Here is a 24,386-nt window from a genome sequence, read left to right as displayed (position 1 = left end):
TACTTACGTACATTTAATTAATAAAATGTATATTTTTAGAATAAAAAACATATGAGAAATATCGAGATGTTCACCTCAGTGATGAATAGTTTAGACTGTTTAAATCATAATTATCGTCAAATCCGAAGCAGGGTATGTGATTCAAGGTAGATGGTTTGCGGAAGATTCGAGTCGCGAGTTAGGGTAAAGAGAAGCATGGTGTTTAGCGAATTATCTATTACTTCCTTGATGGGAAGTGACGCTTTTATTTGATCACTATTTATAGCAAATTGCGGAATTGATTTTTAGTGGGTTTGTTTTTTTTAACTTTTTTAAGTGAGTCTGGCTAATCCATAATTAATCAATATGCGTAATCTCAATTTTTTAGACTCCTACGTAAAAAACATAACCCCTTACTCGCTGTAACCCTTTGGATAACACATGCTGCAATATCAACCATAGAAACGACAAGGTAGTTAATATTAAAGTGATTAAGGCATTAATAAATTCACGAACCTGGGCCAAGATAAAGTCTATTCCTAATAAATCGTTAATGTGAAATGCACTGTTTTGTTCATACTGTTCCTTATAACGACGAAAAGTTAAGGAATAGTTTACATCAAGCCAAGGGCAAAGCCCTTTAGGCTCAATAACACAGCCTAATTAGCCTCACAAACGTTTTTACAACTCAATTTAATCAATCATTTATCGAAAAATCAATAATCTATTTGAATCTCAATAAAAGATAAAATACTGTGTTTATATTGGTACAATTTTTATAATTAAAATTCGAGCGAGAATGATAAATTATAAAGCCTCGTTAGCTGATAAACCTGGGAAAGGGATTTTAATAATGTTAAAGCAATTTTGCGATCATTGCGGTGAAGAAACTGAGCATAGAGAAATTATCAAGCAGAAGCCTTCAAAGTACGGTAACAGTAGAAAAGAACAATTTAAAGCTTTCCTATCTGGATTTTTTGCAGGCACAGTGAGCCCCGCTGGAGCTTCGTTAGATCTCATTGACAGGTATGTTGTTTGTAAAAAATGTGGCCATAAAAAACGAGAAAACCTTGGTGATGAATTTCAATAACTTAACCACGGAATAAGTTAATTAAATGGATGTATTACGGTTATCATCGTCTTTGCAAAAGAAAAAGCCGCAAAAATAACATCAACCTACACGGCAGTTATTAGGGCGCTATGTTTCTTGGGGGCTGTGATTTTAATGGGGGACAATGATTTTAATTTTTCTCACAACATTATTAATATATGCGATCATTTCGTCGTTGGCTTGGTTAAAAACAAAAAACGTAGTATTTACTGGAGAGACCTTTGCTCTCCTTTAGTGTTACCTTTTTTTGGTTAATTCTTTGATTTTCTGGCTATGGTTTTAGTGGTTTTTATGACGTTGTTATTATTTTAATTTCTAGCGCTTTGTTCCTGAACATATGTGCTTCATCCTTGACCGATATTATACAAACTATAAAATAAACTCTTATCTTATGATGATTTTAGGTTTTATATTGCTATTTTTGTTACGAACATATTATGCAATATAGCTTGGATTGATTGAAATACAACGATGCGATTCAGGTACACCACATGCTCTTTAATTCCATTATTTTGTACTATCTGGCGCTATAACGGCCCGGTTTATGGTTTATAACCAGTATTAAGTTATAGGAAATAGCACCAACGATGGATAAAGCAATGGCACTCAAATCAACAATGAAAACGGCAAGAATAAGAACAATACAATCCACAGCCATTTGAAACTTACCAATGGAGATACCGTGTTTTTTTGCTAAGTATTGCGCGAGAATAGTGAGGCCACCTAAGCTCGCTTGATGTCTAAATAATCCAAGTAAACCAGATCCCACCAATAATCCGCCAATGAACGCCGCATATATCGGATCCAAATATTTAAATTGCATAAAAGAAGGGGCGTATTCAACAAAAATAGACAGAAGAAAAACTGAAATAAAGGTTTTTATTGTAAAAGCTAATCCCAGTTGTCGGTATGACAAATAGTAAAAAGGCAGATTAATAACAAAAAACACATAACTAAATGAATATGAAGAGGCATATTGTCCTAAGAATGCTAAACCCGCCGTGCCACCAATAAGTAACCCTGTCGATTTGAAAAATGTAATGCCAAGTGCAGCAAGTAAAGTGCCGATCAGTATGCCTTGAGCATCTTCAAACAATGAGTGTTGAGCTGATTTTGTAGACATAAGGAGCCTAATTATATGTTTGAGAATAAAAACTAAGGATAAATTAATGTACTTTGAATGTTTGAAGCCCTTTAGGTCATTAACGACCTATTCCACTTCTTTACAACAAACTATTAAAAATTAAAGAATAATTAGCAACAATTAACAATTAATAGCAATAATTAGACCAATAGTTAATATTCAATACCCCACATAACAATGGCGCTAATCTAGTTCTGTTTTAGCTATAAAACAACCTCATTATCAAAGAAAGTTGCATTAATAGGGTGCAACAATCACAAATACTTGCATTGAAATTGCACACGTCACTTTTTAAAGGACTACCTTTTAACATTCCTACGTTAAGAGGGGATGTTCTATTTATTCAAAGTAGTAAAGACATGAGCATTGCACTATCGAAACAACGGTATGGCAAACAAAGGTATGAATAAGTCAGGTAATAAAAAAGCAGATACCATTATTGGCATCTGCTTTACTTAACACTTAACTCTTAACACTAAGAACTAAGCACGTAACCTACTAAGCGGTGATGTTTTAGGTCTCTCTACAAGATGTTATTTTTGAGGGGTAATGAGGTATTTTTCACCCGTTGCTTGCTTAGAATAAGCGGCTATTGACTGTAGTTGTAATGCTTCAGACAATGACACTTCATGTGTGTAGTGGCTAGCAAAGGTGGTGGTGATTTCATCTGCTACACGTTGTCGCATTGCAGCTACCGTTTCAGTGCCTAATTTACCAAGCGCATTGAATAATAAGAATCCATTCACACCCCAAGCAAAACCAAAGTTACGATTTATTGTAATAGGACCGCGATTTAATGCGCCATAAATATAAACTTGTTTGAACGTGTCAGAGCCGTAAATAGTATGCTCTTTCATGTCACGTGCTGCAGCGACTTCCATACAGTTAAGAATATCACTGGTTAATTGACCACCACCAATCGGATCAAATGCAATCGTTGCACCTGTTTCAATAATTGCTGCGGTTAAGTCATCAAGGAAAGACTCACTGCTTGAGTTCACAATGTATTTAGCGCCCATGTCGCGTAATAGTGTTTCTTGTTCAGGTTTGCGCACAATATTAATTAAATCAATACCGTCTGCAATACAAATACGGTTTAACATTTGCCCGAGATTAGAGGCTGCGGCTGCATGAATTATCGCCTTATGACCTTCTGCTCGCATGGTTTCAACCATTGTTAATGCGGTAAGCGGGTTAACAAAAGACGATGCGCCTTGCTTAGCCGTTGTGCCTTCTTTTAATACAAGGCAGCTCTTTATATTAGCACAATGATATTGGCGATAAGTACCACCACCAATCACTGCAACCATTTTACCCATTAGGGCTTGTGCCGCTGGGGATGGGCCAGCTGCGACTACTGTTCCAGCACCTTCGTTGCCAACAGGGGTTGCTTTACCAACGCGTGTTTTAAGCGAAGGCATAAACTGAGCTGGTACATCTGCGCTAATAATAGGGTTGTTTTCTGTACCAGATTGGACTGCCGTTGATAGATCTGCCGCGCTAAATAGAACACCTAGATCTGATGGATTTAAGGGCGCTGCTTCAATGCGAATAACCACTTCATCGGCGCTAGGTTGTGGCATCTCGATGTTTTGTAAGGCAAGTGTTAGTTTGTTATCTTCGCTGATAGTTGAAGTCAGTTGAATATTGGTATTTGTCATTTATATTATCTCCTGCAAATAAGTAAGGTATTAACTAATTATTTTTGGTTTGGTTATATTTTTATGAATGAACTAATTCAGTAAAAGAATCTTTTTATTTTCGTTTTAGTGTCATCGAGCAATTACTGTTTAGCCTTTGATGCTCTTATTTGAGCGGTTACTTTTTTAATAAAGTCGGGCATATTTGCTAAGCGATCGGCTTCAATTTTTTGAGCAATCGAAGATTGACTCATAGACTCATTCCATTCTGTCATTCCAGGGATCTCAGCCAGTACATCCCATTCAAGTTGGCTAGATGCAAATTTACTGACAATGCTATTAACATAATGTACGTAAATGTCAGCCATAGTGAATTGTTCACCCGCAATCCAAGGTGAAAATTGAGATAAATGACTTATTGCAGTAATACCACGTTTTAATACTTGGCGTACTTCTGCTTTAACGGGTTCAGGCGCTTCAGTACCGGAAAGTGCATAAGGTATAAAACGTCTGCTTGGCAGCTCAAAGTAAAGCTCTGCTATTTTCATTATTTGACGCACAACAGCTCGTTCGCCACTGTTTTCAGGGTAGAGTTGAATCTCAGGGTAAGTTTCTTCTAGAAAGTCACAAATAACACTCGACTCAGAAATATTTAAACCTTCGGCAGTGGTGATAGCAGGTACTTTGCCTACAGGGCTGATTGCTAATAATTCTTTGCTGCCCGCGTAGAGGAGGTTTTCTTGGAATGGCAACTGTTTATAGAGAAGTACATGTTTCACTAGGTTGTAATAGTTACTAGCGGCAAAACCGTGCAAAGTTATCATAGTTTACTCTTCTATTTGTAATGGAAAATCTTAACTAAAACATCAACAGCAAGCCTTAATATAAGATGGTTGTTAATTGCTTAAAAATGCAATTAAAGCATTTATATTTAAGACGTTGTAATCGTATTAAGGTTGCAATGTTTAAGCTAAATACATTATTACTGGTTTTAATGTGATGATATATGCTGCTTTATGTGAATCACTATTGCTTTTAAAGCAATAATAAAGAAAGTTATGCTTAAAAAACATTCAATCATTGATGAAAATCACAACCGTATTTACTTTTTCGTTTATACGTAATGATCATTGGAATGAATGGAGACCTGATTTATATTCAGAATATAGTTATTATTCCGAATATAGGCCGTGGCGTTAATATTCATTTAGGTGTGAATTAGAAGGGGGCTGTATTGTTTGTGCCATTTTAAATAGTGCTCATATTAAATATAAGTTTTATCTATATTGTGTACTAGTAGAAGCATAAGAACATTTAGCTATTTTTGTTTTATGAGAAAATTCGGGGTGAGGGGAAATCATCATGCTTACAAATAAAACAGTCATCTAGCACTTGCAGTGGACAGCCCCTGTTGTCATGATTGAGCTATTGATAAATAGGCTTTGATAACTGGATTCTGATAAATTGCTTTTCATACGTTGTGAAGGATTCACTGTTAAGTATTCATGCTTAAATAAACACCCTTAAATAATGACTCTTAAATAAACAAGCAAAATAGGGAACACAATGAGCTTCTTAGAAAAACTAACTAAACCTGAAGCCTATATTGCGCAGTTTGAACCTTCAAACCTTGAACTGCAAAAGCCGGCCAAGCAACTTTGTTGGGAGTTTAATCAAGCACAACCCAATGATGTGGATAAAAAAAGTGCAATATTAGCTAAGTTATTTGGAACCTATAATGACACAGTGTTTGTAGAACAAACTTTTCGTTGTGACTATGGTTTTAATATCCATTTTCATGGCATGGCACTTATCAATTACAATTGTGTGATGCTAGATACTTCTCCAATTAATATTGGTGCCGGGGTATTTATTGCACCTGGCGTGTGCCTTAGTTGTGCAGGGCATTCCATCGATCCCCAAGAGCGCATAAAAGGGATCATCACATCTGCCCCCATCACGATACAAAATGGAGTCTGGATTGGCGCTAATTCAACAGTTTGTGCTGGAGTCACCATTGGCAAAGGCAGTATTATTGGTGCGGGCAGTGTCGTCACTAAAGATATTCCAGCTGGTGTTGTTGCGCTAGGCAGCCCTTGTAAAGTGCTGAGAAAAGTCACTGAACAAGATCGAATTGAAAAGTGCATATAACAAATGCTAACAAACAAAAATTGGTACCGCACAGCCGATTCATATTGGAGGCTGCACAGGGGTATTTAACAATTGGTAGCTTAATTAGTAGATAGTCGAGACTGTTGGTTAATAACAATTTTATCTGTAAACAACGTTGATTTTTCTGTTCACTTATTGCGAGTCTCGTTAATATGTTATTGATAGCTTAATAATATCGGCATCTGCTTTTTTAGTGCCAGTATCCTGTAGCCGCAAAGACGAAACTTATAGGAAGTAACCGGATCATGTCAAACTACGACCAACTTACCGCTCATTATCAAACAATCAATCACTTCAACCATGCTCAATCTATGTTGGGTTGGGATGCCGCTGCGAACATGCCATCGGGTGGCAGTGATGCTCGCTCTCAGGCTATGGCAGAGTTATCAGTTCATATACATCGTCTATCGACACAACCGCAACTTGAAGAATGGTTTGGCGAGGCAGAACAAGAGTCACTTAATTCAGAGCAACAATCTAGCTTACGTGAAATGAAACGGCAATGGCATCAAGCGACGATTGTGCCAGAGGACTTGGTTCAAGCACAATCTATTGCAGGTTCTAAATGTGAGCATGCGTGGCGTTCACAGCGTCAAGAAAATGATTGGACAGGGTTTGAAAAAAACTGGAAAGAGGTTGTTAAGTTATCTCGTGAAGAAGCTAAAATTCGCAGCGAAGGGTCGGGACTTAGCCCTTATGATGCGATGCTAGATAAGTATGAACCGGGAACAACAACCGCGTCACTTGATTGCTTGTTTTCAGATGTTAAGAGTTGGTTACCCGACTTAATTGAAAAAGTATTGCAGAAGCAACAATCACAATCGATCATCATGCCAACAGGCAAATTTTCGGTTGCTAACCAAAAAGCACTGGGTTTAGAAACCATGAAGTTGTTGAAATTCGATTTTGACCATGGACGATTAGATCAAAGCGTGCATCCATTTTGTGGCGGCGTACCAACAGATGTGCGTATTACCACTCGATATGATGAAAAAGACTTTGTGCAAGCCTTAATGGGAATAGTCCATGAAACTGGCCATGCACGTTATGAACAAGGGTTACCAAAAGCATTGGCAGGATTGCCTGTTGGTGAAGCTCGTTCAATGGGCGTTCATGAATCTCAGTCACTCTTTTTTGAAATGCAGATTGGCCGTAGCAAGCCGTTCATTTCTCACTTATCACGCCTTTCAGCAAATGCTTTTAACGCACAAAAAGATCCCGTATTTGCAGAAGAAAACCTGTACAAAATCTATACGCAAGTTGAAAAAGGTTTCATTCGAGTCGATGCTGATGAAATTACTTACCCAGCACATGTGATCATGCGTTATGAAATCGAACGCGACTTAATCAACGGTGTTATCGAGCACACCGATGTGCCTGAATTGTGGGATCAAAAGATGAAAGCTTCGCTTGGTCTTTCCACTAAAGGTAATTACAAAAATGGCTGTATGCAAGATATTCACTGGACCGACGGCGCATTTGGTTATTTTCCTTCTTATACATTAGGTGCAATGTATGCGGCACAATATAAAGCGACAATGCAAAACACAGTGGATATAGACGGGGCGATTAAAAGTGGCGATCTCAGTCCTATCTTCCAATGGTTGAGCGATAATATTTGGACACAAGCATCACTGCATACCACGGATGAGTTGATCAAACGTGCAACAGGTGAAACACTCAACGCGGACTATTTCAGAAAACATTTGGAAGCTCGTTATTTATAATGGTTATTAAATAACAGGGGTAGGGCTAGGAAGATTTCTGTCTAGCCTTTTTGCTTTTAGTAAGTACGTGACATAAATATTTAAGTTTTACCTACTTGTATGAACCACACGCTAAGCCTTTAATTCGTGTAATAAAGGCATCATTAAAACTTATCAATCTCACCGTTATATACTAGCGAAATAGGGCGGTACTTTGTCTTACCTCATTCATCAATAAGACGAATAAAAGTAAAGCAAGAACTGCCCCCACTGTGTTAAATGATATAAGTTATTTTCTTGCCATTTTCATAATATAAAGCGCAGTCATTAAATCTAAATGGGCACCACCGCCATTTTTGAAAAGCGTTATTTCCGATTCGTTTTGGCGTCCTTGTCCGTCATTACACAGTTGATAAAAGTCTGCTAACACGTCACTTTCTTTAATTATTCCATCCTTTATTGGCTTCGCGAGCTCGCCAATATCATGAATTGCAGTATCTCGTGAATCAACAAAGATTCGCGATTTGATTAATAGTGAGTCATCAGCTTCACGCATATCAGGACGATAGGCACCAATTAAATCCACATGTGTGCCTGCTTTGATCCATTCACCTTTAATAAACGATGACGTTGACATGGTAGAAGAAGAGACAATATCAGCGTTGCTTAATGCTTCAGGCAGATCTTGAATGGCAATAGCGTTTTTTTCTTGCGCTAGTTTTTGGGCTTTTGCAAAGGTACGATTCCATACCTGAACCTTTTCCAGTTTAGGGAACAAAGCTCTATAGGCATCAATCATTGATGATGCGACTGCTCCAGCACCAATAATGGTTAACACTCGACTATTTGGTCTCGCCAATAATTTAGCGGCAAATACTGAATCGCCAGCTGTTTTCCATTTTGTGACTAAATTGCCATCAATAAATGCTAATGGTTTTCCTGTTTCATCATCGAACAGGGTGAACACCGCTTGTACATTTGGGAGGGGCTCTGCGAGGTTGGCATTATTGGGAAAAATGGTCGCTGTTTTTACACCTATTCCCTTACCTTTGATCCATGCTGCTCGGTTTAATAGCGCATTGTCTCCTTGCTTGAATAAAATGTCATCGATATCAGCTTGGGGAGCTTGATGACCTTCATGCAAAGCATCACAAAGCGCTGTCCATGATAAATTATCCTTAACGTCTTCCGCATTAATAAATAAAAGCATGTAATTGAAATCCTTGGTTTAAGTTAACGTTTTTCTATCATACTCGTTTTGTGAAAATTAACCGACTGTGCGGTTCGCACAATTTTAAATTTATTTTTTAAGTTTAAAAAAATGTTTAATAGTTTTGCCCTGTCCGGCGACAAAATTGTCTGTTATCAGAATAACTTTTTAACAACAATAAACAGACAAAGAAATAGATACCGAATCGCTTAGGAACATACGTCATCATTACCCCTACATGATTTATAATTTTTTGGCTGAATAAGGCGGTAATATGTCCTTTCGGACAGCTGGTTGTGCGTATAATTCATATCACTAACTCAAATGGAAGTGATACCCATGAAAATACAATATCCAATCAAAGTTGCTGTTATCGCTTATGATGGTGCAAATGCAGTTGATATTTTTGGTCCTTTACAAGTTTTTGCCAGTGCCAATGAAATGTATAAACGCATGCATTCTGAAAACTTTGATATTTACGAAATAAAATTATTTAGTCTTACTCAACTGCAAATTAAACTTCATACGGGAACCAGTGTTTTAACTGATGGTGTGCTTGACGATCTTGTTCAATATCAAGCTGATACTATTATGATCTCAGGAGGAGAGGTGGCATTGTCGTTAGCTGATCAACCTGAAGTGATTTCTCAATTACTGCCCATTATGGATCAAGCAAGGCGTGTATCTTCAGTATGTAGTGGGGCGTTTATTCTTGCCGCAACAGGGCTAATGGAAAACCGTCAAGCAACGACACACTGGGGGCGTTATGAGGAGTTTTCTACACGCTTTCCTTCAGTCAAACTCAATATTGATGCTCTGTTTACTAAAGATGATAAGTATTACTGTTCAGCTGGTGTGACTTCAGGAATAGATTTGTCGCTTTATTTGATTCAAGAAGATTACGGGCATCGGATAGCTTTGGAGACCTCTCGCGAGATGGTTGCATTTTATCATCGTCCTGGTGGACAAAATCAGTTTTCTAGTATTAAAACCACTGTTAGCGCAAGCAGTGATGCGATAGTGCTAGCTCAGAATTGGATTGATAAAAACCTAAATAAGGTATTGATGGTAAGCCAGCTTGCAGAATTAGTGGCAATGAGTGTTCGTAATTTCTCTCGAAAATTTACACTGGAAATAGGTTTACCTCCTTCACGCTATATTACCAAAGCGCGCTTTAACAAAGCACGTTTATTGTTGGAAGAAAACAACACATCAATACAACGAATCGCTTACTTATGTGGCTATGAAAATAGTGAATCTTTTAGGCGTTTATTCAAACGCGAGTTAAATATCTCACCTTCAGAATACCGCAAACGTTTTCATATTTAATTTAAAAAAGGACTGATTAGATGAATGTTAGCATTATTGCCCTGTCTTTCTCCCAGAGTTGTTACTGGTTTGCTGTATTAATTGGGGTCAGTTTATCATCAATTATTGGTATTCAACTTGCGCCTTATTCTTCATTGGCGACTCTCCCATATGGTTTAGTAAGCTTAGGTGCTTTAATAGCGACTTATAAACTATCTATTTTCATGCAGCAACATGGGCGTCGTAAGGGCTTACGTCTCGGCGCAATTGCAGGCGCTATTTCTGGTTTGTTGTGTATGTTAGCTATTTTACAAGAGAGTTTTTATTTGTTTTGTTTGGCCAATTTTTTAATGGGGATTTATCAGGCATCCTCAGTTTTTTATCGACTAGCAGCAATTGATGAAACACCAATAGGTCAACATGGCCGTGTCATGGGCTTAGTGTTGTCTGGGAGCTTGCTTGCTGCTGTTTTAGGACCTAGTTTGGCGATGCAAGCAAATCAATGGATAAAACAACCTGCCTACCTAGGCGCATACTTAATGTTGACTGTGTTTACTCTCATTGCCTATTTTTTACTAGGTAAACTGAACGTTCAGGTTATTGCTCAACCTATAATTAAAAGCGCAAGCTCTCGCTTTATTAAACATTCAGGCTTTCTGATAGGCGTATTTAATACAGCCTTCACTCAGTTTGTGATGGTGTTGATGATGGTAGTAACACCCTTAGCAATGCATTCAGGTCATCACTCTACAAATCAAGGGATATCTGTTATCGGTTGGCACATTATTGGCATGTTTTTACCCTCATTTTTTAGTGGAAAATTGATTGACCGATTCGGCACAAAATCGATCACAATAACAGGCCTATGTATCTTATCTCTTAGTGCAATGATGGCCATATTAGGGATGGAGTTGATCAATTACTACGTGAGTTTATTTCTACTCGGAATGGGATGGAATTTTATGTATATGGCTGGCACTGCACAATACACAAAATCCATTGAACCAATAGAAAAAGGAAAAGCACAAGGAGTGTCAGAGGTGATTATTGCCCTATCAAGCATTATCGCGGTTATCAGTGGAGGAGTACTTATAAATTGGTTTGATTGGCAACAGATTAATCAGTGTGTTTTATTGATATTAGCCTGCATATTGTTACTTAATTTGTGGTTTAAAGATTAGCTTATAAGCCCTAATGGGTAACCTATTGCACTCCTTTTGCGTTTGAAAAATGGAAACTTCATTCATTTTACTTCTTTTACCTTTCTATATGATTTTTATACAGTGCATTTGATGTTTCGTATTTCTGTTTTTAATACAGATTTGTCTATCTATTCGCATGATTACAATTTGATTAAAATCTTAATTATTTGATTTTATGTGCTATAAATGTTTTTTAGGTTAATTTTGACAAATTGAATATTAGGTGAATGATGAGTAAAAATGTAGACATGGATGATTTTTTACAATTTGTTCGTGATGAATTGGGTGAAGAAAACTGGATTCCTCTTCACAAAAACCTTAACAAAGATGACAAATCCGAAGATGGATCTTTATATTCATGTTTGGTTTCCCCCGATGAAACAGAACAAGCTATGGAGGGATATGGTTGGGATTTATTGCCTGGTGATGGAGGTCCGTCCATAGTATCAAGTGGTCATAATAATATTTGGTATGAACCAAACAGTTCAAAATATATTCCTTTAGTTATTCGCAGAGAGTTCCACGGAAGGCGCGAGCCTTATCGTGAAATTTTACAAGAGTTAGTTCTCTACCTTGAGTTATATCATGATTCAGCTAATTGTAAGTATGTTGTAGATGATGAAAATGGGACTGAAATTGACGTCATCAAATACTCGGAAATGGAAACTGTAATAAGAAAGTCATTTTTGAGAGCATTTATGTCGGCTAGACAAATGAACCTACTTCTGTTTTTCGAAAACTCCAGACATAAAATAGGTAGTGAAAGGTTGGCGGATGAGCACGTTAATGAAACCGCTATTTCATTCACTAGGTTTTGGGATAGCTCATATGTTAAAGATTTTGATACCTTTACTCGAGTTCTAGGAAAGAAACTTTATCGATGTTTACCCAGACTAGAGGAGAATTATAGCCCGTTTAAGACTGAGAAAGATTATGAATCGTTTATAATAGAAGGCGATGCTCATGATAATACGGTTCACTCAAGTAACCCTTCATTGCTTGCTGACTACTTTGGGAAAAACCAAGGTGCTCCACACTATCTAACTCCTATTTATTTTGATAAAGGTGTTCTCCAAAAATATTTCGGAGCGTCAACAGAATACGATGTACAAGATAGTGTAATTCTTAAGCATGGTTATTGGAGATTGCGTTTTGATAATAATTCATCAGATCATATTTGCGTTTTTTTAGGTGATTTAGGCAGAGATATACCTCACGCGGAGGCTGTTTATTGGAAAAGTTTTAATTTACCTCCAGAAGAAAGGAAAATGAGTGGCACTTATTTCAAGCGTAGTATTATGGGAAATTTTGCCGATGCTGAAAGCCCTGACTTAGTATTTAAATCTGAATTTGAACGCTTCCAAAGTCAGTGGGTAGAACAAAAAGGATGGTCATTATTTTTACCGTTAATTGAAGCTGACAAACATTGCTTTAAGACTTTGCATTCTTTAACAAAAAATGAACAATCTGAATTTGACTCTCAAGTCCTCTCTTTGGTAAAAGTCACTATCGATTCTATTAACGTTAAGAGTCTTAAAGAACATGTATCCATCGAAGAAAGTGGCTCTATAAAGTTACTTTCAGCCTACCTTAAAGAGAGTGGAGTAAAATTCGACGCGGCTTCTTTCTTTGGTGGTCTGCAAGGTGTTCGTTCATCGGGTGTCGCTCATAGGCGAGGCTCAAATTATGAGAAAACTATTGGAAGGCTAGGTTTTGATGATACTACGTTAATAGAAGCATTCGATCATATTTTAGAGCAAATGACAGAGTTACTAAAAGAAATAAATCATGTATTTATTAATACAGATAGAGTCACATAACAACACGCCCTGCGGTGGAGCGCTAGTAAAATTTAACTATCAAGTGCAAATTTTAAAAGCGGTGAGTCCCTTCTTTTTAGCGTGGCTAAATAGGTTGATTCATCATAAGGTGTGTTGGTATTCAAATATCTAAGTACTATCCTGAACCACTTAAAAGCTAAGGCTCTAATTATACTGTTATGCGGCGTCTCTTTAGCTTGTTGTTGCTCATAATAAGCCTTTGCCAGAATGAATAACGAATCGAAAAACCAGCCTACTCAAATGTAGGGTATTTTAGTTCGCTTAAGCTGGCGTTGATATCGCACAAGGAGGTTTTGTGAATAAATTACATATCGCAATTGCTACACATAATATCAAAGAAACTATCAAAGATTACACTATTCGTTTAGGCGTGGAACCATGCTCATTTGTTTTAAATGAATATGCCTTATGGAGAACTGAGTCACTTAATTTATCAGTCAGACAAGATTCAACCTGTAAGCCTGGAGAATTACGTCATTTAGGTTGGGAAGATTCATCAGCAGAAGAGTTTAGCCAAGATACTGATGTAAACTGTATCGTTTGGGAGCGTTTTACTGCTCACCAGCAAGCAGATGAAATAAATGAAATATGGCCAGAAGCTAATTTTATTCCAGAGTGAGTGCGTTATAAAAAACAAGAATTGGTGCAGCACAGCCGGCACCTTATCTGGGTGTTGGACAACCTCAAGCGATGGACCTAATGGGTGACGCCATAATGAGATACATTATGCCTATTAAGATTTTTGATTCCATTGGGGTTTGACCTTGGTGCTTCTAAACTCAAAAAATGCCTCAGTGTTAGCCTTATAATTCTATCTATGACCCAATTTAATCAATTAGTTAATAAAAATAAAATAATCTATTTAATCTCAAGTAAATGTAAGTTACTGTCATTTTTATTTATAATAATTAGGCTAAAATGAGAAATATTACAGTCTATTTAGGTTTATTTATAGGAGAGTCATATGGATGATATAAGGTTTAAATTGCAGAGCACAATCGATGAAATTGTAAAAATTATAAATCAGGACTCAATGCTATCAGTATTCGCGTGGAAAAAAGAAGATGGCTTTGATTATTTACGCGTAACCGATTTGAAGTCTGGTTTCATTATATTTGAAATAATACCAGGGCGTGAAATTCAGTTCGATAACAATAGTACTCGCGTTGGAAGTATTGAGATCGATAGTGGTTCTAAGAAGTTAAGACATATAGTTATTCATAAACAAGGTAATGATGAACTAACCATTGAAATACCTGATGGACTGGATTTACAGTCATTTATTCAAAAAGAAGTGTTAATGGCTTCTTCTCAATAGCACCCAAAATCTAATAAGTGCTTGAAACAATAAAAATTGGTTAGGTTTCACTTCGCGACACATTTTAACCCGCTTAATGCGATGTTATATTTTTATAGAGCATGGTTAACACCCATGTTTCTATGTAAAGTTCGAACAATTAGTATTTGATTTACTTTATGTTCTTTGTAGTAGATTACATGACTAGATTGAGGGTATGTACTATAACCTTCTCTAATTTAATCGCAGTTAATTCTTAGCTCGGGCTCATCTGCTAATAATTGAAATGAGTTATCCGTTATTTTTAAATAGTTATTATGTTGTGCTTGTCTCCAAGTTAACTGGGTATACTTTACTATTTCAGTTACATCTGACTTTGCTTTAACTGATAATACAATTTTTTCATTAGTGATTATCTTTATCAAGCTCAGCGAGCAAAGAGCCATAGCTTTAGTCACGGTTTCACTTTGCTCACCTTGAATTAGTATATTACGTAAATTCAATGACTTGCTCTCTTGGTCTTCTAATGCGCATAAGCTAGCTCGTAGTAATTCACTTGCTGAATCATAGCGACCAGAGTTAATTTTTTGGCTTATGAACTGTCCAAAATGATTACCTAAAGTAACGCTAGTACTTTTAGCCATTTTTAGAACCCTTTTAGATAATAATAAGTTATTTTATTAAATAAGTGGATTGGTCAAACTATAAGTTATTAAAGCAGGACGAAAAACAGTTGGCTTTTGTTCGTATCTCACAAAGTATCGTCAACTATTGTTTACAGTTTATTGCGGTTTTAGAAGTCATTTAAACTTTAAAACATCAAAAACGTAGGAGGTTGTCGGTTAAACTCTCCAGTAATAATGCTAATTGGATCAGATATATGACTCACAACTATACACCTACTGTTAAAGACTGGCTTTCTCTACTGTTACTTATTCTGCTGTGGGGGACATCCTTTATGTTTACCGCTGTCTCACTGCAAAGCTTTAGCCCTGTGGGGATCGTTTCTCTTAGAGTATTGATTGCTGCGATTATTCTAACGCTGTTTATGTATGCCAAGGGCTGGCGTTTGCCTGCGGAGCCGTTGGCTTGGGCGATATTTTTGTTGCTGGGTATTATGGGTAACTTATTGCCATTTCTTCTGATCTCTACAGGTCAGAAGGATATTAGCTCGGGCATTGCGGGATTGTTGATGGCATTTATGCCGCTGGCGACAATGATTTTGGCACATTATTTTGTGTTAGGGGAGCGTCTCAATCGCTTTAAAATATTCGGTTTTGTACTGGGTATCACTGGCGTGGTGATTGTGCTTTGGCCTTCGTTAGTAGGAGCGCACAGTAACTTACTGAGTGGTCTATTGATTTTACTCGCCACTTTTAGTTATGCGATCAATACTATTTTGGTGAGACGATTGCCTTCCTATAACCCTGTTGTAAAGTCGGCTGGCGTGATGATTATTTCCAGCATCGTGATAGTGCCATTGTGGCTGTGGCAAGATTTACCGTGGCAGCAAAGCTATTCTTTAAAAGCTACGTTGTCCGTGTTGTGGTTAGGTATCGGCCCAACTGCGTATGCCACTATTCTCTTGTTTGCAGTTATCGGCACGGCAGGCCCTACGTTCCTATCGTACATTAATTACGTGATCCCTGTCGTGGCGTATTTTACTGGTGCGCTTCTTTTGGGCGAAGTCATTGAATGGCATAGCCTAGCGGCGATGTTATTAATAATTTTAGGGATAGCACTAACGCGCAAGCGGGTTGCTCATTGAATCGGCTGTTGGTGCGATCTCGGGGAATGTCGTGTTAATCAGTGGTATTCCACTTACACATTTTCCAACAAGTGACTTAAATGGACGCAAAATGGCTGTTGCTGTTTTTGTCAACAAACGAAAGCCAGCAAAAATTATACTATTCTAGGCGCCAGTTAACGAAGCGTGATATTCAATCGGGAGCGTATTAAACCTATGTGCGCTAAAACTATGTATGATAAAATTAAATACTTAACCGCTACATTGTTACTTATCTCTTTTGTGTTGTTGAGTATTATGATACCCGGCGGTGCAATTGAAACGAGAAGCTTTACTCACATAGATCCCTACATATTAGGCTCATTTAATATATTTCTAACCTTTTTAGGAATGACAAGCTTGCTCCTCACTTATTTCGTGATCCGGAAACTGAAGTGGGCGTACTTTATTTCAATTATTTGTGCGGCTTCGTATTTATCTGTATATGCTCTCGATCTTGCCGGTATATTTCCTATCTCACCTGATCAAATGCCAACTGGCTTATTTGTAATAGAAATAGTTGGCTCCATTATATCAATCCCGTTGGTGTACTTTTCAATACTAGGGCTATCAAATAACAGTAATGATAATAAACCCGAAGTTGTTAATATCCACTCTAAGAAATTTGCTTTTATTGCCTTAATATTAATTGCCGTGTGCGTGAATATTATTATCTTTGCTACCAAATCAGCAATGGGTAACTAATAGTAATCTTCATAAAATCCTGAACAATTTTGCTGGTTAAAATTAATTAAAACTTCGTTGTTCTCAATCCCAATAGCTCGTTATTACTCAATCAAACGTCTTAATCTCATTGATTTTTCCTTTGCATCTTTTGACAATTAATTAAGCTGAAATGTATGCCATACAAGATACATAAAAGGGCTGATAACCATTGGTTTTTAGGTTTTAGCCGCTTGTTTTAACCAACTATTATTTACCGCTTAGAGGCGCGTTAGTTGCTATCATAGAGCTACGGAGGATTTACGAAGAATTATTTAAGGTACGATTCGAAGTAGTTGAAAGAGCAACAATATCAATTCCTTTCGAAAATACATATGTTGTATGCAAAATGTTGGAAGTGTTGTAGTACTTTAAAAATACTGCTCAGTTAAAAATTTTTATGAGAAATTAGATAATAATCAGGAACGCTCTGTTATTGATGCAAAATGCCGCTTGTTGAATGGTTTAAATCAGCGCTATAGCAAAACGAATTATTTATTAGCAATAACGTTTGTCTCTGAATAAGGGGATATTTCTCCTTGAACGATAAGACTACAGCCATAAAAAAGGCGAGACATATTTGTCTCGCCTTTCGGCTATTGTTAGTTTGAAACGCTATTAAAGTTTCAAACTTTATTCAAAACTAGCAAGATACAATTAATCTTCGATATAGCTTTCAATACTTGGGCATGAACAGATCAAATTTCTGTCCCCAAATACATTATCTACACGATTTGCAGTTGGCCAGTATTTAGCGCCTTTGCTGAACTCTGATGGGAAACAAGCGACTTCACGTGAGTAAGTATGTGTCCACTCAGTTTCCATTACATCCACTTGAGTATGTGGCGCATTCACTAGTGGGTTATCTTCTAGTGTCCATTCACCTGATTCTATTTGGCTGATTTCCTTACGGATTGCAATCATCGCGTTACAGAATCTATCTAACTCGTTTAAGTTTTCAGACTCAGTGGGTTCAATCATTAATGTTCCCGCTACAGGGAATGACATGGTTGGCGCATGAAAACCGTAATCCATTAAGCGCTTAGCAACATCTTCACCTGAAATGCCTGAGGCAGCTTCAATTGGTCGAATATCGATAATACATTCATGCGCAACACGTCCTTCTTTACCAAGGAATAAAATAGGGTAGTGTGGGCGTAAACGTTCCATCACGTAGTTTGCATTTAATATTGCTAATTTAGTGGCTTCCGTTAACCCTTGCTCACCCATCATTGCAATGTAGGCATATGAAATAGGCAAGATAGACGCTGAACCTAGCTCTGCTGCTGATACTGCATAATGTTTGTTATCTGCAGATTCAGTTACTTCGATGTGTCCTGGTAGGAACGGGATCAAGTGTGCTTTAACGCCAATTGGTCCCATACCTGGGCCGCCGCCGCCATGAGGAATACAGAATGTTTTATGCAAGTTAAGGTGTGAAACATCTGAACCGATAAAGCCCGGTGTTGTTATTCCTACTTGTGCATTCATGTTGGCACCATCAAGATAAACTTGGCCACCAGCTTCATGCACCCATTCACATACTTCTTGAATCGACTCTTCGTAAACACCGTGTGTCGATGGATAAGTGATCATGATGCACGATAGGTTATCGCGATGTTTATCTATTTTTGCTTTTAAGTCTGCATGGTCAATATTACCTTGTTCATCACAGCCTACAACAACCACTTTCATTGAAACCATAGAGGCTGATGCAGGGTTCGTACCATGTGCTGAACTTGGGATTAAACATACATTACGGTGACCCTCACCATTATGTTGATGGTAACGTTTAATCGCGATTAAACCGGCATATTCACCTTGCGCACCTGAATTTGGTTGCAATGAGATGCCGTCGTAACCAGTGATTTCACATAACATGGTTGATAGTTTCTCAGCTAATTCTTGGTAACCAAAGCTTTGTTCTGTCGGTGCAAAAGGGTGCATTTGTCCAAATTCAGGCCATGTAACAGGTAGCATTTCTGCTGCTGCATTTAACTTCATGGTACAGCTACCCAATGGGATCATACCGTGTGTTAATGAGTAATCTTTGTTTTCTAGTTTTTTCATGTAACGCATCATTTGCGTTTCACTTTGGTGATCTGAAAACACAGGGTGTGTTAAGTACTTACTAGTACGACGACAGTTACTTGGGATTGCTGCAAATTCATCTTTAGCAATGTTTTCACTGAAATCACTAACTTTAAGTGCTTTACCAGTAATGGCTAATAACAAATCCTCTACATCTTTGGCAGTGGTTGTTTCGTCTAAACTGATGCCTAGTTGCACAGTGATATTATCTGGCGATGGGACTTGTTTTGCAGGGTATAGACGTAAGTTCATGCCTTCTGCTAATGCACGGTGGTAAATCGCTTTACTGTGTTCATTTGTATTAATGGTTAACGTATCAAAGAAAGTGGTGTTTTCTAATTCGATACCTTCACTTTGTAAACCAGCAGCAAGAACGGCTGTGTAATGATGAACACGACGACCGATTTTTAATAAACCTTCTGGCCCATGGTATAAGGCATAAAATGCGGCCATGTTGGCTAATAGTGCCTGTGCAGTACAAATGTTGGAAGTGGCTTTTTCACGACGAATATGTTGCTCACGTGTTTGCATCGCCATGCGTAATGCTGGTTTGCCTTTGCTGTCTTTTGACACACCAATTACACGACCCGGCATAGTACGTTTGAATTTATCACGTGTTGCCATGAATCCTGCGTGCGGACCACCAAACCCCATTGGTACACCAAAACGTTGTGCGCTACCGATAACAACATCTGCGCCCATTTCACCCGGCGCTTTTAATAGCGTTAATGCTAATAGGTCTGATGCAACAGCGACTAAGGTATTTTTAGAATGAGCTTGTGCAATGATGTCTGTTAGGTCAATGACATGACCGGTAGTATTTGGGTACTGTAAAATAGCGCCAAACACATCTTGGTTGTCTAATTCTTGGGCAGTACCTGTAATGATTTCAATGCCGATATATTCTGCACGTGTACGAATAACATCGACTGTTTGTGGGTGTAATCCGTCACAAACAAAGAAAGCATTACTTTTACTTTTACTGGCACGTTTACATAAGGTCATTGATTCTGCAGCAGCGGTTGCTTCATCTAATAAAGACGCATTCGCTAAATCCATTGCTGTTAAGTCCATTACCGCTTGTTGGTAATTTAATAAAGACTCTAAACGGCCTTGAGATATTTCAGGTTGATAAGGTGTGTAAGCTGTGTACCAACCTGGGTTTTCTAATACGTTACGCAGAATAACATTAGGCGTTAAAGTGTTGTAATAACCTTGGCCGATGAAGCTTCGGTTAACCACATTCTTTTCTGCAATCGTTTTTAGTGAAGCTAACATGTCAGATTCACTTTGTGCTTCGGCTAAGTTTAATTTTTTTGGAAGGCGAATAGCGGCGGGCACAGTTTGGTCAATTAATTGATCTAAGCTAGTTGCACCAATGGTGTCCAGCATCCGTTTTTGTTGTGCAGGGTTAGGGCCGTTGTGACGCGTTGCAAATTCTTGTTGGTCGCTTAATAAATCGAGTAATGTTGGAGCAGTCATATTCATCCTAAACAGTCGCTGTTGCAGAAAATGTAAGAAAGATTTTTTATAAACCCGCTAAAAATATATGGTGTTAAAAGCGCAATGGTTTATAAAATAAAGGCGATTTTCTATGAAGTCGCCTTAATCATCATTGTTAATGGTTTGCTTTAAACTTGTTGGCAATTGCAGAACAAAGCAAAAAGCTTATTCTTCGTTTGCTGCGTGGTAGTCTTCGCTTGACATCAAGGTATCTAGCTCAGCTGCATTTTCAAGTTTAATTTTAACAATCCAACCCGCAGAATAAGGTGATTCGTTAATCAACTCTGGGCTACCTTCTAGCTCGTCGTTAATTTCAACGACTTCACCAGTAACAGGCGCATAAAGGTCAGACGCTGCTTTTACTGATTCTACTAAAGAAAAAGCTTCTCCAGCTTCAGTAGTATCGCCAACAGCAGGTAAGTCAACAAATACCACATCACCTAATAACTTTTGTGCTTGGTTTGAGATGCCGATAGTAACGGTACCGTCACCGTTGTCTAATACCCATTCGTGTGATTCTGTGAACTTTAATGCACTTTCCATAGTTAAATCCTTCGCTAGTAAATGATATTGAGGCTGAGTGTTTCGCTATCAAGCATAACACTCACAAATTCTATTTCTACTACATTGTTAAGGTTCTGCCAACCCAAAAGTTTCCAGTAGTGGAATTATCTCTATCCAATAGAAACAACTCATTAACATGGTGCTTTTAGCTTTTAATAGGCTTTAGCCTAAATAAGTTAACAATATAATAACAAGTGCTGGTCATTATAAGGACTTATTTGCTCAATGTTGAGCAAAAGTTTCCAAAAGGAAACTTTATTTCCGTAATGTGACATTGATCTTTATTTTAAAGTGCGCTTTTATTTTTGTTCGATAATATAGTGTCTCATAGACAGGAGAACGAGAATGACTGATCACCAACAACAAGATATTTATCCATCAATGACGATTTCTACAGATCAGCATGAACAGAAGATAGCTCCTATTAAATTAGGTGAACGATTGAAAGAGATCCGTCGTTCATTGGGGTTAACATTAGAAGAGGCGAGTCAAAAAACCGGGTTAGCGCGTTCAACTTTATCTAAAATTGAAAATGAGCAAATATCACCGACTTTTCAAGCAATGCAAAAGTTAACGAGTGGATTACAAATCAATATTCCACAATTATTTGCGGCGCCCAAGCAAGTGCATACAACCGGTCGCCGTGATATTACGCGAAATGAGGAAGGAAAAGCACATCCAACTTCAACCTATGAACATGAGTTATTAGCGACGCAATTAACCAATAAAAAAATGATGCCGTTTAAATCATTAATTCGTGCACGTAGTTTTGATGCGTATGCCGATTGGATAAGACATGACGGTGAAGAGTTCCTGTTAGTGTTAAGTGGAGAAATTACATTTTTCTCTGAATTTTATGAACCGGTCAATTTAACTGAAGGTGATTCAGTTTATTACGATGCCAACATGGGACACATGTTGATCTCGGTAAGTGAAGACGACGCCAGTATTTTATGGGTGACCGCTTCTTAGTTAATCATCGAAATTTTTTGGTGGTAAGTTATTAACTCAGGTAGTTGCTGAGACCGTATGTGAGGGAAATGGTAAGTAAGTCGATAAGTGACGCAGTCAGCAAGTGGGATATTAATGCAGATATTTAACAAGCATCTAGCATTTTACCAAACATGATTACTTAACACGATTAATTAACATAGTTACTTAGCATAGTTACTTAACATAGTTACTAAACATGACTCGCTAACACTATTATCGAACATTATTAATAAAGATAAACGGAAGCATCAATAAATCACATTAACAACGAACAACATTATTAATAGTCAAACACAAAATACATTTACAAATAACGAGCTACGATAACGTTTAAATCAACGTTAAAAATAGCTTTAAACAACACAATTAAATTTACTAACTAAACGTAAGTGACGTTTAATAAATTATAGCCTTTGGAGTAAAAACAATGTCAGAACAATTATTAGTTACACCGTTTCATGCTTTACATATTGAAATGGGCGCAAAAATGGTTCCTTTTGCTGGTTATGATATGCCGGTGCAATATGCATTAGGTGTAAAAAAAGAGCACTTACATTGTCGTCAATCGGCGGGTTTATTTGATGTGTCTCATATGGGGCAGCTGCGTTTAAAAGGTGCTAATGCAGCGGCGGCGATAGAAGCTTTAGTTCCTGTCGATATTATTGACTTGCCGGCGGGTAAACAGCGTTATGCTTTTTTCACTAATGAGCAAGGTGGTATTAGTGATGATTTAATGGTGACTAACTTTGGCGATCACCTGTTTGTTGTAGTCAATGCGGCTTGTAAAACACAAGATATTGCTCACCTACAAGCTAATCTTCCTGCTGATGTTGAAATTGATATTATTGAAGACCGCGCTTTATTAGCGATTCAAGGCCCAAAAGCAGCTGATATGTTAGCGAAGTTAAATGCTGACGTACAAAAGATGGTGTTTATGGATGCTGAAAAAATACAGCTCGTTGGGGTTGAATGTTATGTCAGTCGTTCTGGTTACACGGGGGAAGATGGTTTTGAAATATCAGTACCTGCTGCGCAAGCTGAACAACTTGCTCGTGAACTATTAGCAAATGATGAAGTGGAGTGGGTTGGGCTGGGTGCTCGTGACTCATTACGTTTAGAGTGCGGGTTATGTTTATATGGCCATGACCTAGATGAAACAACAACCCCTGTTGAGGCAAGTTTGTTATGGGGTATCAGCAAAGCTCGTCGTGCTGATGGCGTGCGTGCCGGTGGTTTCATAGGTAGTGATATTATTCTGGAACAAATCGCGACAAAACAAGTTTCTTGTAAACGCATTGGTTTAGTGGGTCTAACTAAAGCACCGGTTCGTGAAGGTGCTAAATTGTTTGATGCCGCTGATAACGAAATTGGTATTGTGACCAGTGGTACTTTTGGCCCGACAAAAGGCATTCCTGTTGCTATGGGGTATGTTGGCACTGATTATACTGCGATTGGTACTGAATTATTTGCAGAAGTGCGTGGTAAAAAATTAGCAATGGTTGTTGAAAAAATGCCATTTGTAGCACAAAGCTACTATCGCGGTTAAATAAACTCAGTGATATGCAGGTTTCAACTATTTCTGATAGTGTAATTTGGTAGGTTAATAACGTCGTCGTTATTAACCTAGCGCTTTAGATCCTGATACTGAAAGCACGTTCTAAACGTGCAATTAAAGCTGACAATCACATTGTCAGCTTTAATTTTTTAAGCGGGTAGATAATGTTAATAAAAGGGGATGCTACGGAACTACCAATTTATGTAGTGGATGCCATTATGATACACAATTCAAAGGTAATTCAGCTGCAGTCGTCCTGCTAACATCATGGGTAGGCGATGAGTTAATGTAGAACATCGTGATTGGAAATAACTTATCTGAAACGGCCTTTATTAAAAAGTAGCGGCCAATAAGTTTGAAATCCCTTGGTTTTCACCGTTAACTGAAATTGACTTTTGTGAGTATGCCACGTTAACGTCTTCTTTCATTTTATGTCGATACTATATCATTTGTTTAAGCAGCCTTGGTTTTACCATTTCTGGTTTACACAGCCTGGCTTAATAGGTTTAGTCGAATCGGTATTTACATAGAATTACTTGGTTATGGTTATGGTTATGGTTA

Annotated in this window: 19 protein-coding genes; 12 read left to right on the top strand and 7 right to left on the bottom strand. The window is 37.7% G+C overall.

The annotated features are described in order from the left end of the window. The first annotated feature begins 778 nt into the window (after positions 1–778). Positions 779–1,069 carry a hypothetical protein gene (locus H5084_RS15395; protein WP_259396846.1) on the top strand — a complete coding sequence of 97 codons (291 nt, stop codon included), beginning with the start codon at positions 779–781 and terminating at the stop codon, positions 1,067–1,069. A 538-nt stretch (positions 1,070–1,607) separates the two neighbouring features. On the opposite strand, the gene H5084_RS15390 is transcribed toward H5084_RS15395, so the two are convergent. From H5084_RS15390 to H5084_RS15380, 3 genes are all read right to left on the bottom strand, one after another. Beyond that, a complete protein-coding gene (locus H5084_RS15390; RefSeq protein WP_182691306.1) occupies positions 1,608–2,213 on the bottom strand; it encodes a YitT family protein in 606 nt (201 codons plus the stop codon). A gap of 554 nt (positions 2,214–2,767) precedes the next feature. Next, on the bottom strand, positions 2,768–3,895 hold the full coding sequence (locus H5084_RS15385) for a zinc-binding dehydrogenase (protein ID WP_028867240.1): 1,128 nt from the start codon (positions 3,893–3,895) through the stop codon (positions 2,768–2,770). A 122-nt stretch (positions 3,896–4,017) separates the two neighbouring features. Next, positions 4,018–4,698 (bottom strand): glutathione S-transferase family protein, encoded by a 681-nt coding sequence (locus H5084_RS15380; RefSeq protein ID WP_028867241.1) that lies wholly within the window; start codon positions 4,696–4,698, stop codon positions 4,018–4,020. A gap of 742 nt (positions 4,699–5,440) precedes the next feature. On the opposite strand from H5084_RS15380, the gene H5084_RS15375 reads away from it, so the two are divergent. Together H5084_RS15375 and H5084_RS15370 are read left to right on the top strand one after the other, a co-directional pair. Further along, the gene (locus H5084_RS15375) at positions 5,441–6,025 is read left to right on the top strand and encodes a sugar O-acetyltransferase (RefSeq protein WP_182691304.1); all 585 of its coding nucleotides are present in this window, start codon (positions 5,441–5,443) and stop codon (positions 6,023–6,025) included. Between the two features lie 266 nt (positions 6,026–6,291). After that, positions 6,292–7,773, top strand: a complete 1,482-nt coding sequence (locus H5084_RS15370) for a carboxypeptidase M32 (protein ID WP_182691302.1) — start codon at positions 6,292–6,294, stop codon at positions 7,771–7,773. 268 nt (positions 7,774–8,041) lie between these two features. Here the strand turns inward: H5084_RS15370 and H5084_RS15365 are convergent, their stop codons facing one another. Next, entirely contained in the window at positions 8,042–8,962 is a 921-nt protein-coding gene (locus tag H5084_RS15365; protein WP_182691301.1) for an ornithine cyclodeaminase family protein, read from the bottom strand. Between the two features lie 339 nt (positions 8,963–9,301). On the opposite strand from H5084_RS15365, the gene H5084_RS15360 reads away from it, so the two are divergent. The 5 genes from H5084_RS15360 (at position 9,302) to H5084_RS15340 (ending at position 14,631) form a co-directional block, all read left to right on the top strand. Further along, the gene (locus H5084_RS15360) at positions 9,302–10,291 is read left to right on the top strand and encodes a GlxA family transcriptional regulator (RefSeq protein ID WP_220485984.1); all 990 of its coding nucleotides are present in this window, start codon (positions 9,302–9,304) and stop codon (positions 10,289–10,291) included. A gap of 20 nt (positions 10,292–10,311) precedes the next feature. After that, the gene (locus H5084_RS15355; RefSeq protein ID WP_182691299.1) at positions 10,312–11,451 is read left to right on the top strand and encodes an MFS transporter; all 1,140 of its coding nucleotides are present in this window, start codon (positions 10,312–10,314) and stop codon (positions 11,449–11,451) included. A gap of 251 nt (positions 11,452–11,702) precedes the next feature. Next, entirely contained in the window at positions 11,703–13,292 is a 1,590-nt protein-coding gene (locus H5084_RS15350) for a hypothetical protein (protein WP_182691298.1), read from the top strand. Between the two features lie 316 nt (positions 13,293–13,608). Then, positions 13,609–13,932: a hypothetical protein gene (locus H5084_RS15345; RefSeq protein WP_182691297.1), complete on the top strand. Its 324-nt coding sequence runs from the start codon at positions 13,609–13,611 to the stop codon at positions 13,930–13,932. Between the two features lie 345 nt (positions 13,933–14,277). After that, positions 14,278–14,631, top strand: coding sequence for a hypothetical protein (locus tag H5084_RS15340; protein ID WP_182691296.1), 354 nt, complete (start codon positions 14,278–14,280; stop codon positions 14,629–14,631). Between the two features lie 218 nt (positions 14,632–14,849). Here the strand turns inward: H5084_RS15340 and H5084_RS19810 are convergent, their stop codons facing one another. Then, positions 14,850–15,254 (bottom strand): type II toxin-antitoxin system ParD family antitoxin, encoded by a 405-nt coding sequence (locus tag H5084_RS19810; RefSeq protein WP_259396845.1) that lies wholly within the window; start codon positions 15,252–15,254, stop codon positions 14,850–14,852. A gap of 236 nt (positions 15,255–15,490) precedes the next feature. On the opposite strand from H5084_RS19810, the gene H5084_RS15325 reads away from it, so the two are divergent. Both H5084_RS15325 and H5084_RS15320 read left to right on the top strand, forming a co-directional pair. Continuing rightward, positions 15,491–16,378, top strand: a complete 888-nt coding sequence (locus H5084_RS15325) for a DMT family transporter (RefSeq protein WP_182691294.1) — start codon at positions 15,491–15,493, stop codon at positions 16,376–16,378. 195 nt (positions 16,379–16,573) lie between these two features. Next, entirely contained in the window at positions 16,574–17,101 is a 528-nt protein-coding gene (locus H5084_RS15320; RefSeq protein ID WP_220485983.1) for a hypothetical protein, read from the top strand. Positions 17,102–17,776: 675 nt separating this feature from the next. Here H5084_RS15320 and gcvP read toward each other — a convergent pair. Both gcvP and gcvH read right to left on the bottom strand, forming a co-directional pair. Beyond that, complete coding sequence (gene gcvP / locus H5084_RS15315; protein ID WP_182691291.1) at positions 17,777–20,692, bottom strand: aminomethyl-transferring glycine dehydrogenase; 2,916 nt, start codon at positions 20,690–20,692, stop codon at positions 17,777–17,779. Between the two features lie 186 nt (positions 20,693–20,878). Then, positions 20,879–21,256 (bottom strand): glycine cleavage system protein GcvH, encoded by a 378-nt coding sequence (gcvH, locus tag H5084_RS15310; protein ID WP_028867254.1) that lies wholly within the window; start codon positions 21,254–21,256, stop codon positions 20,879–20,881. A 366-nt stretch (positions 21,257–21,622) separates the two neighbouring features. Here gcvH and H5084_RS15305 point away from each other — a divergent pair, with 366 nt between their 5' ends. Both H5084_RS15305 and gcvT read left to right on the top strand, forming a co-directional pair. After that, a complete protein-coding gene (locus H5084_RS15305) occupies positions 21,623–22,249 on the top strand; it encodes a helix-turn-helix domain-containing protein (RefSeq protein ID WP_028867255.1) in 627 nt (208 codons plus the stop codon). Positions 22,250–22,697: 448 nt separating this feature from the next. Beyond that, positions 22,698–23,816: a glycine cleavage system aminomethyltransferase GcvT gene (gcvT, locus tag H5084_RS15300; RefSeq protein WP_182691289.1), complete on the top strand. Its 1,119-nt coding sequence runs from the start codon at positions 22,698–22,700 to the stop codon at positions 23,814–23,816. Positions 23,817–24,386: the final 570 nt, after the last annotated feature.

This window comes from Psychromonas sp. SR45-3, from assembly GCF_014163575.1.
Taxonomy (GTDB): domain Bacteria; phylum Pseudomonadota; class Gammaproteobacteria; order Enterobacterales; family Psychromonadaceae; genus Psychromonas; species Psychromonas arctica.
This window is presented reverse-complemented; position numbering and strand designations above follow the sequence as displayed.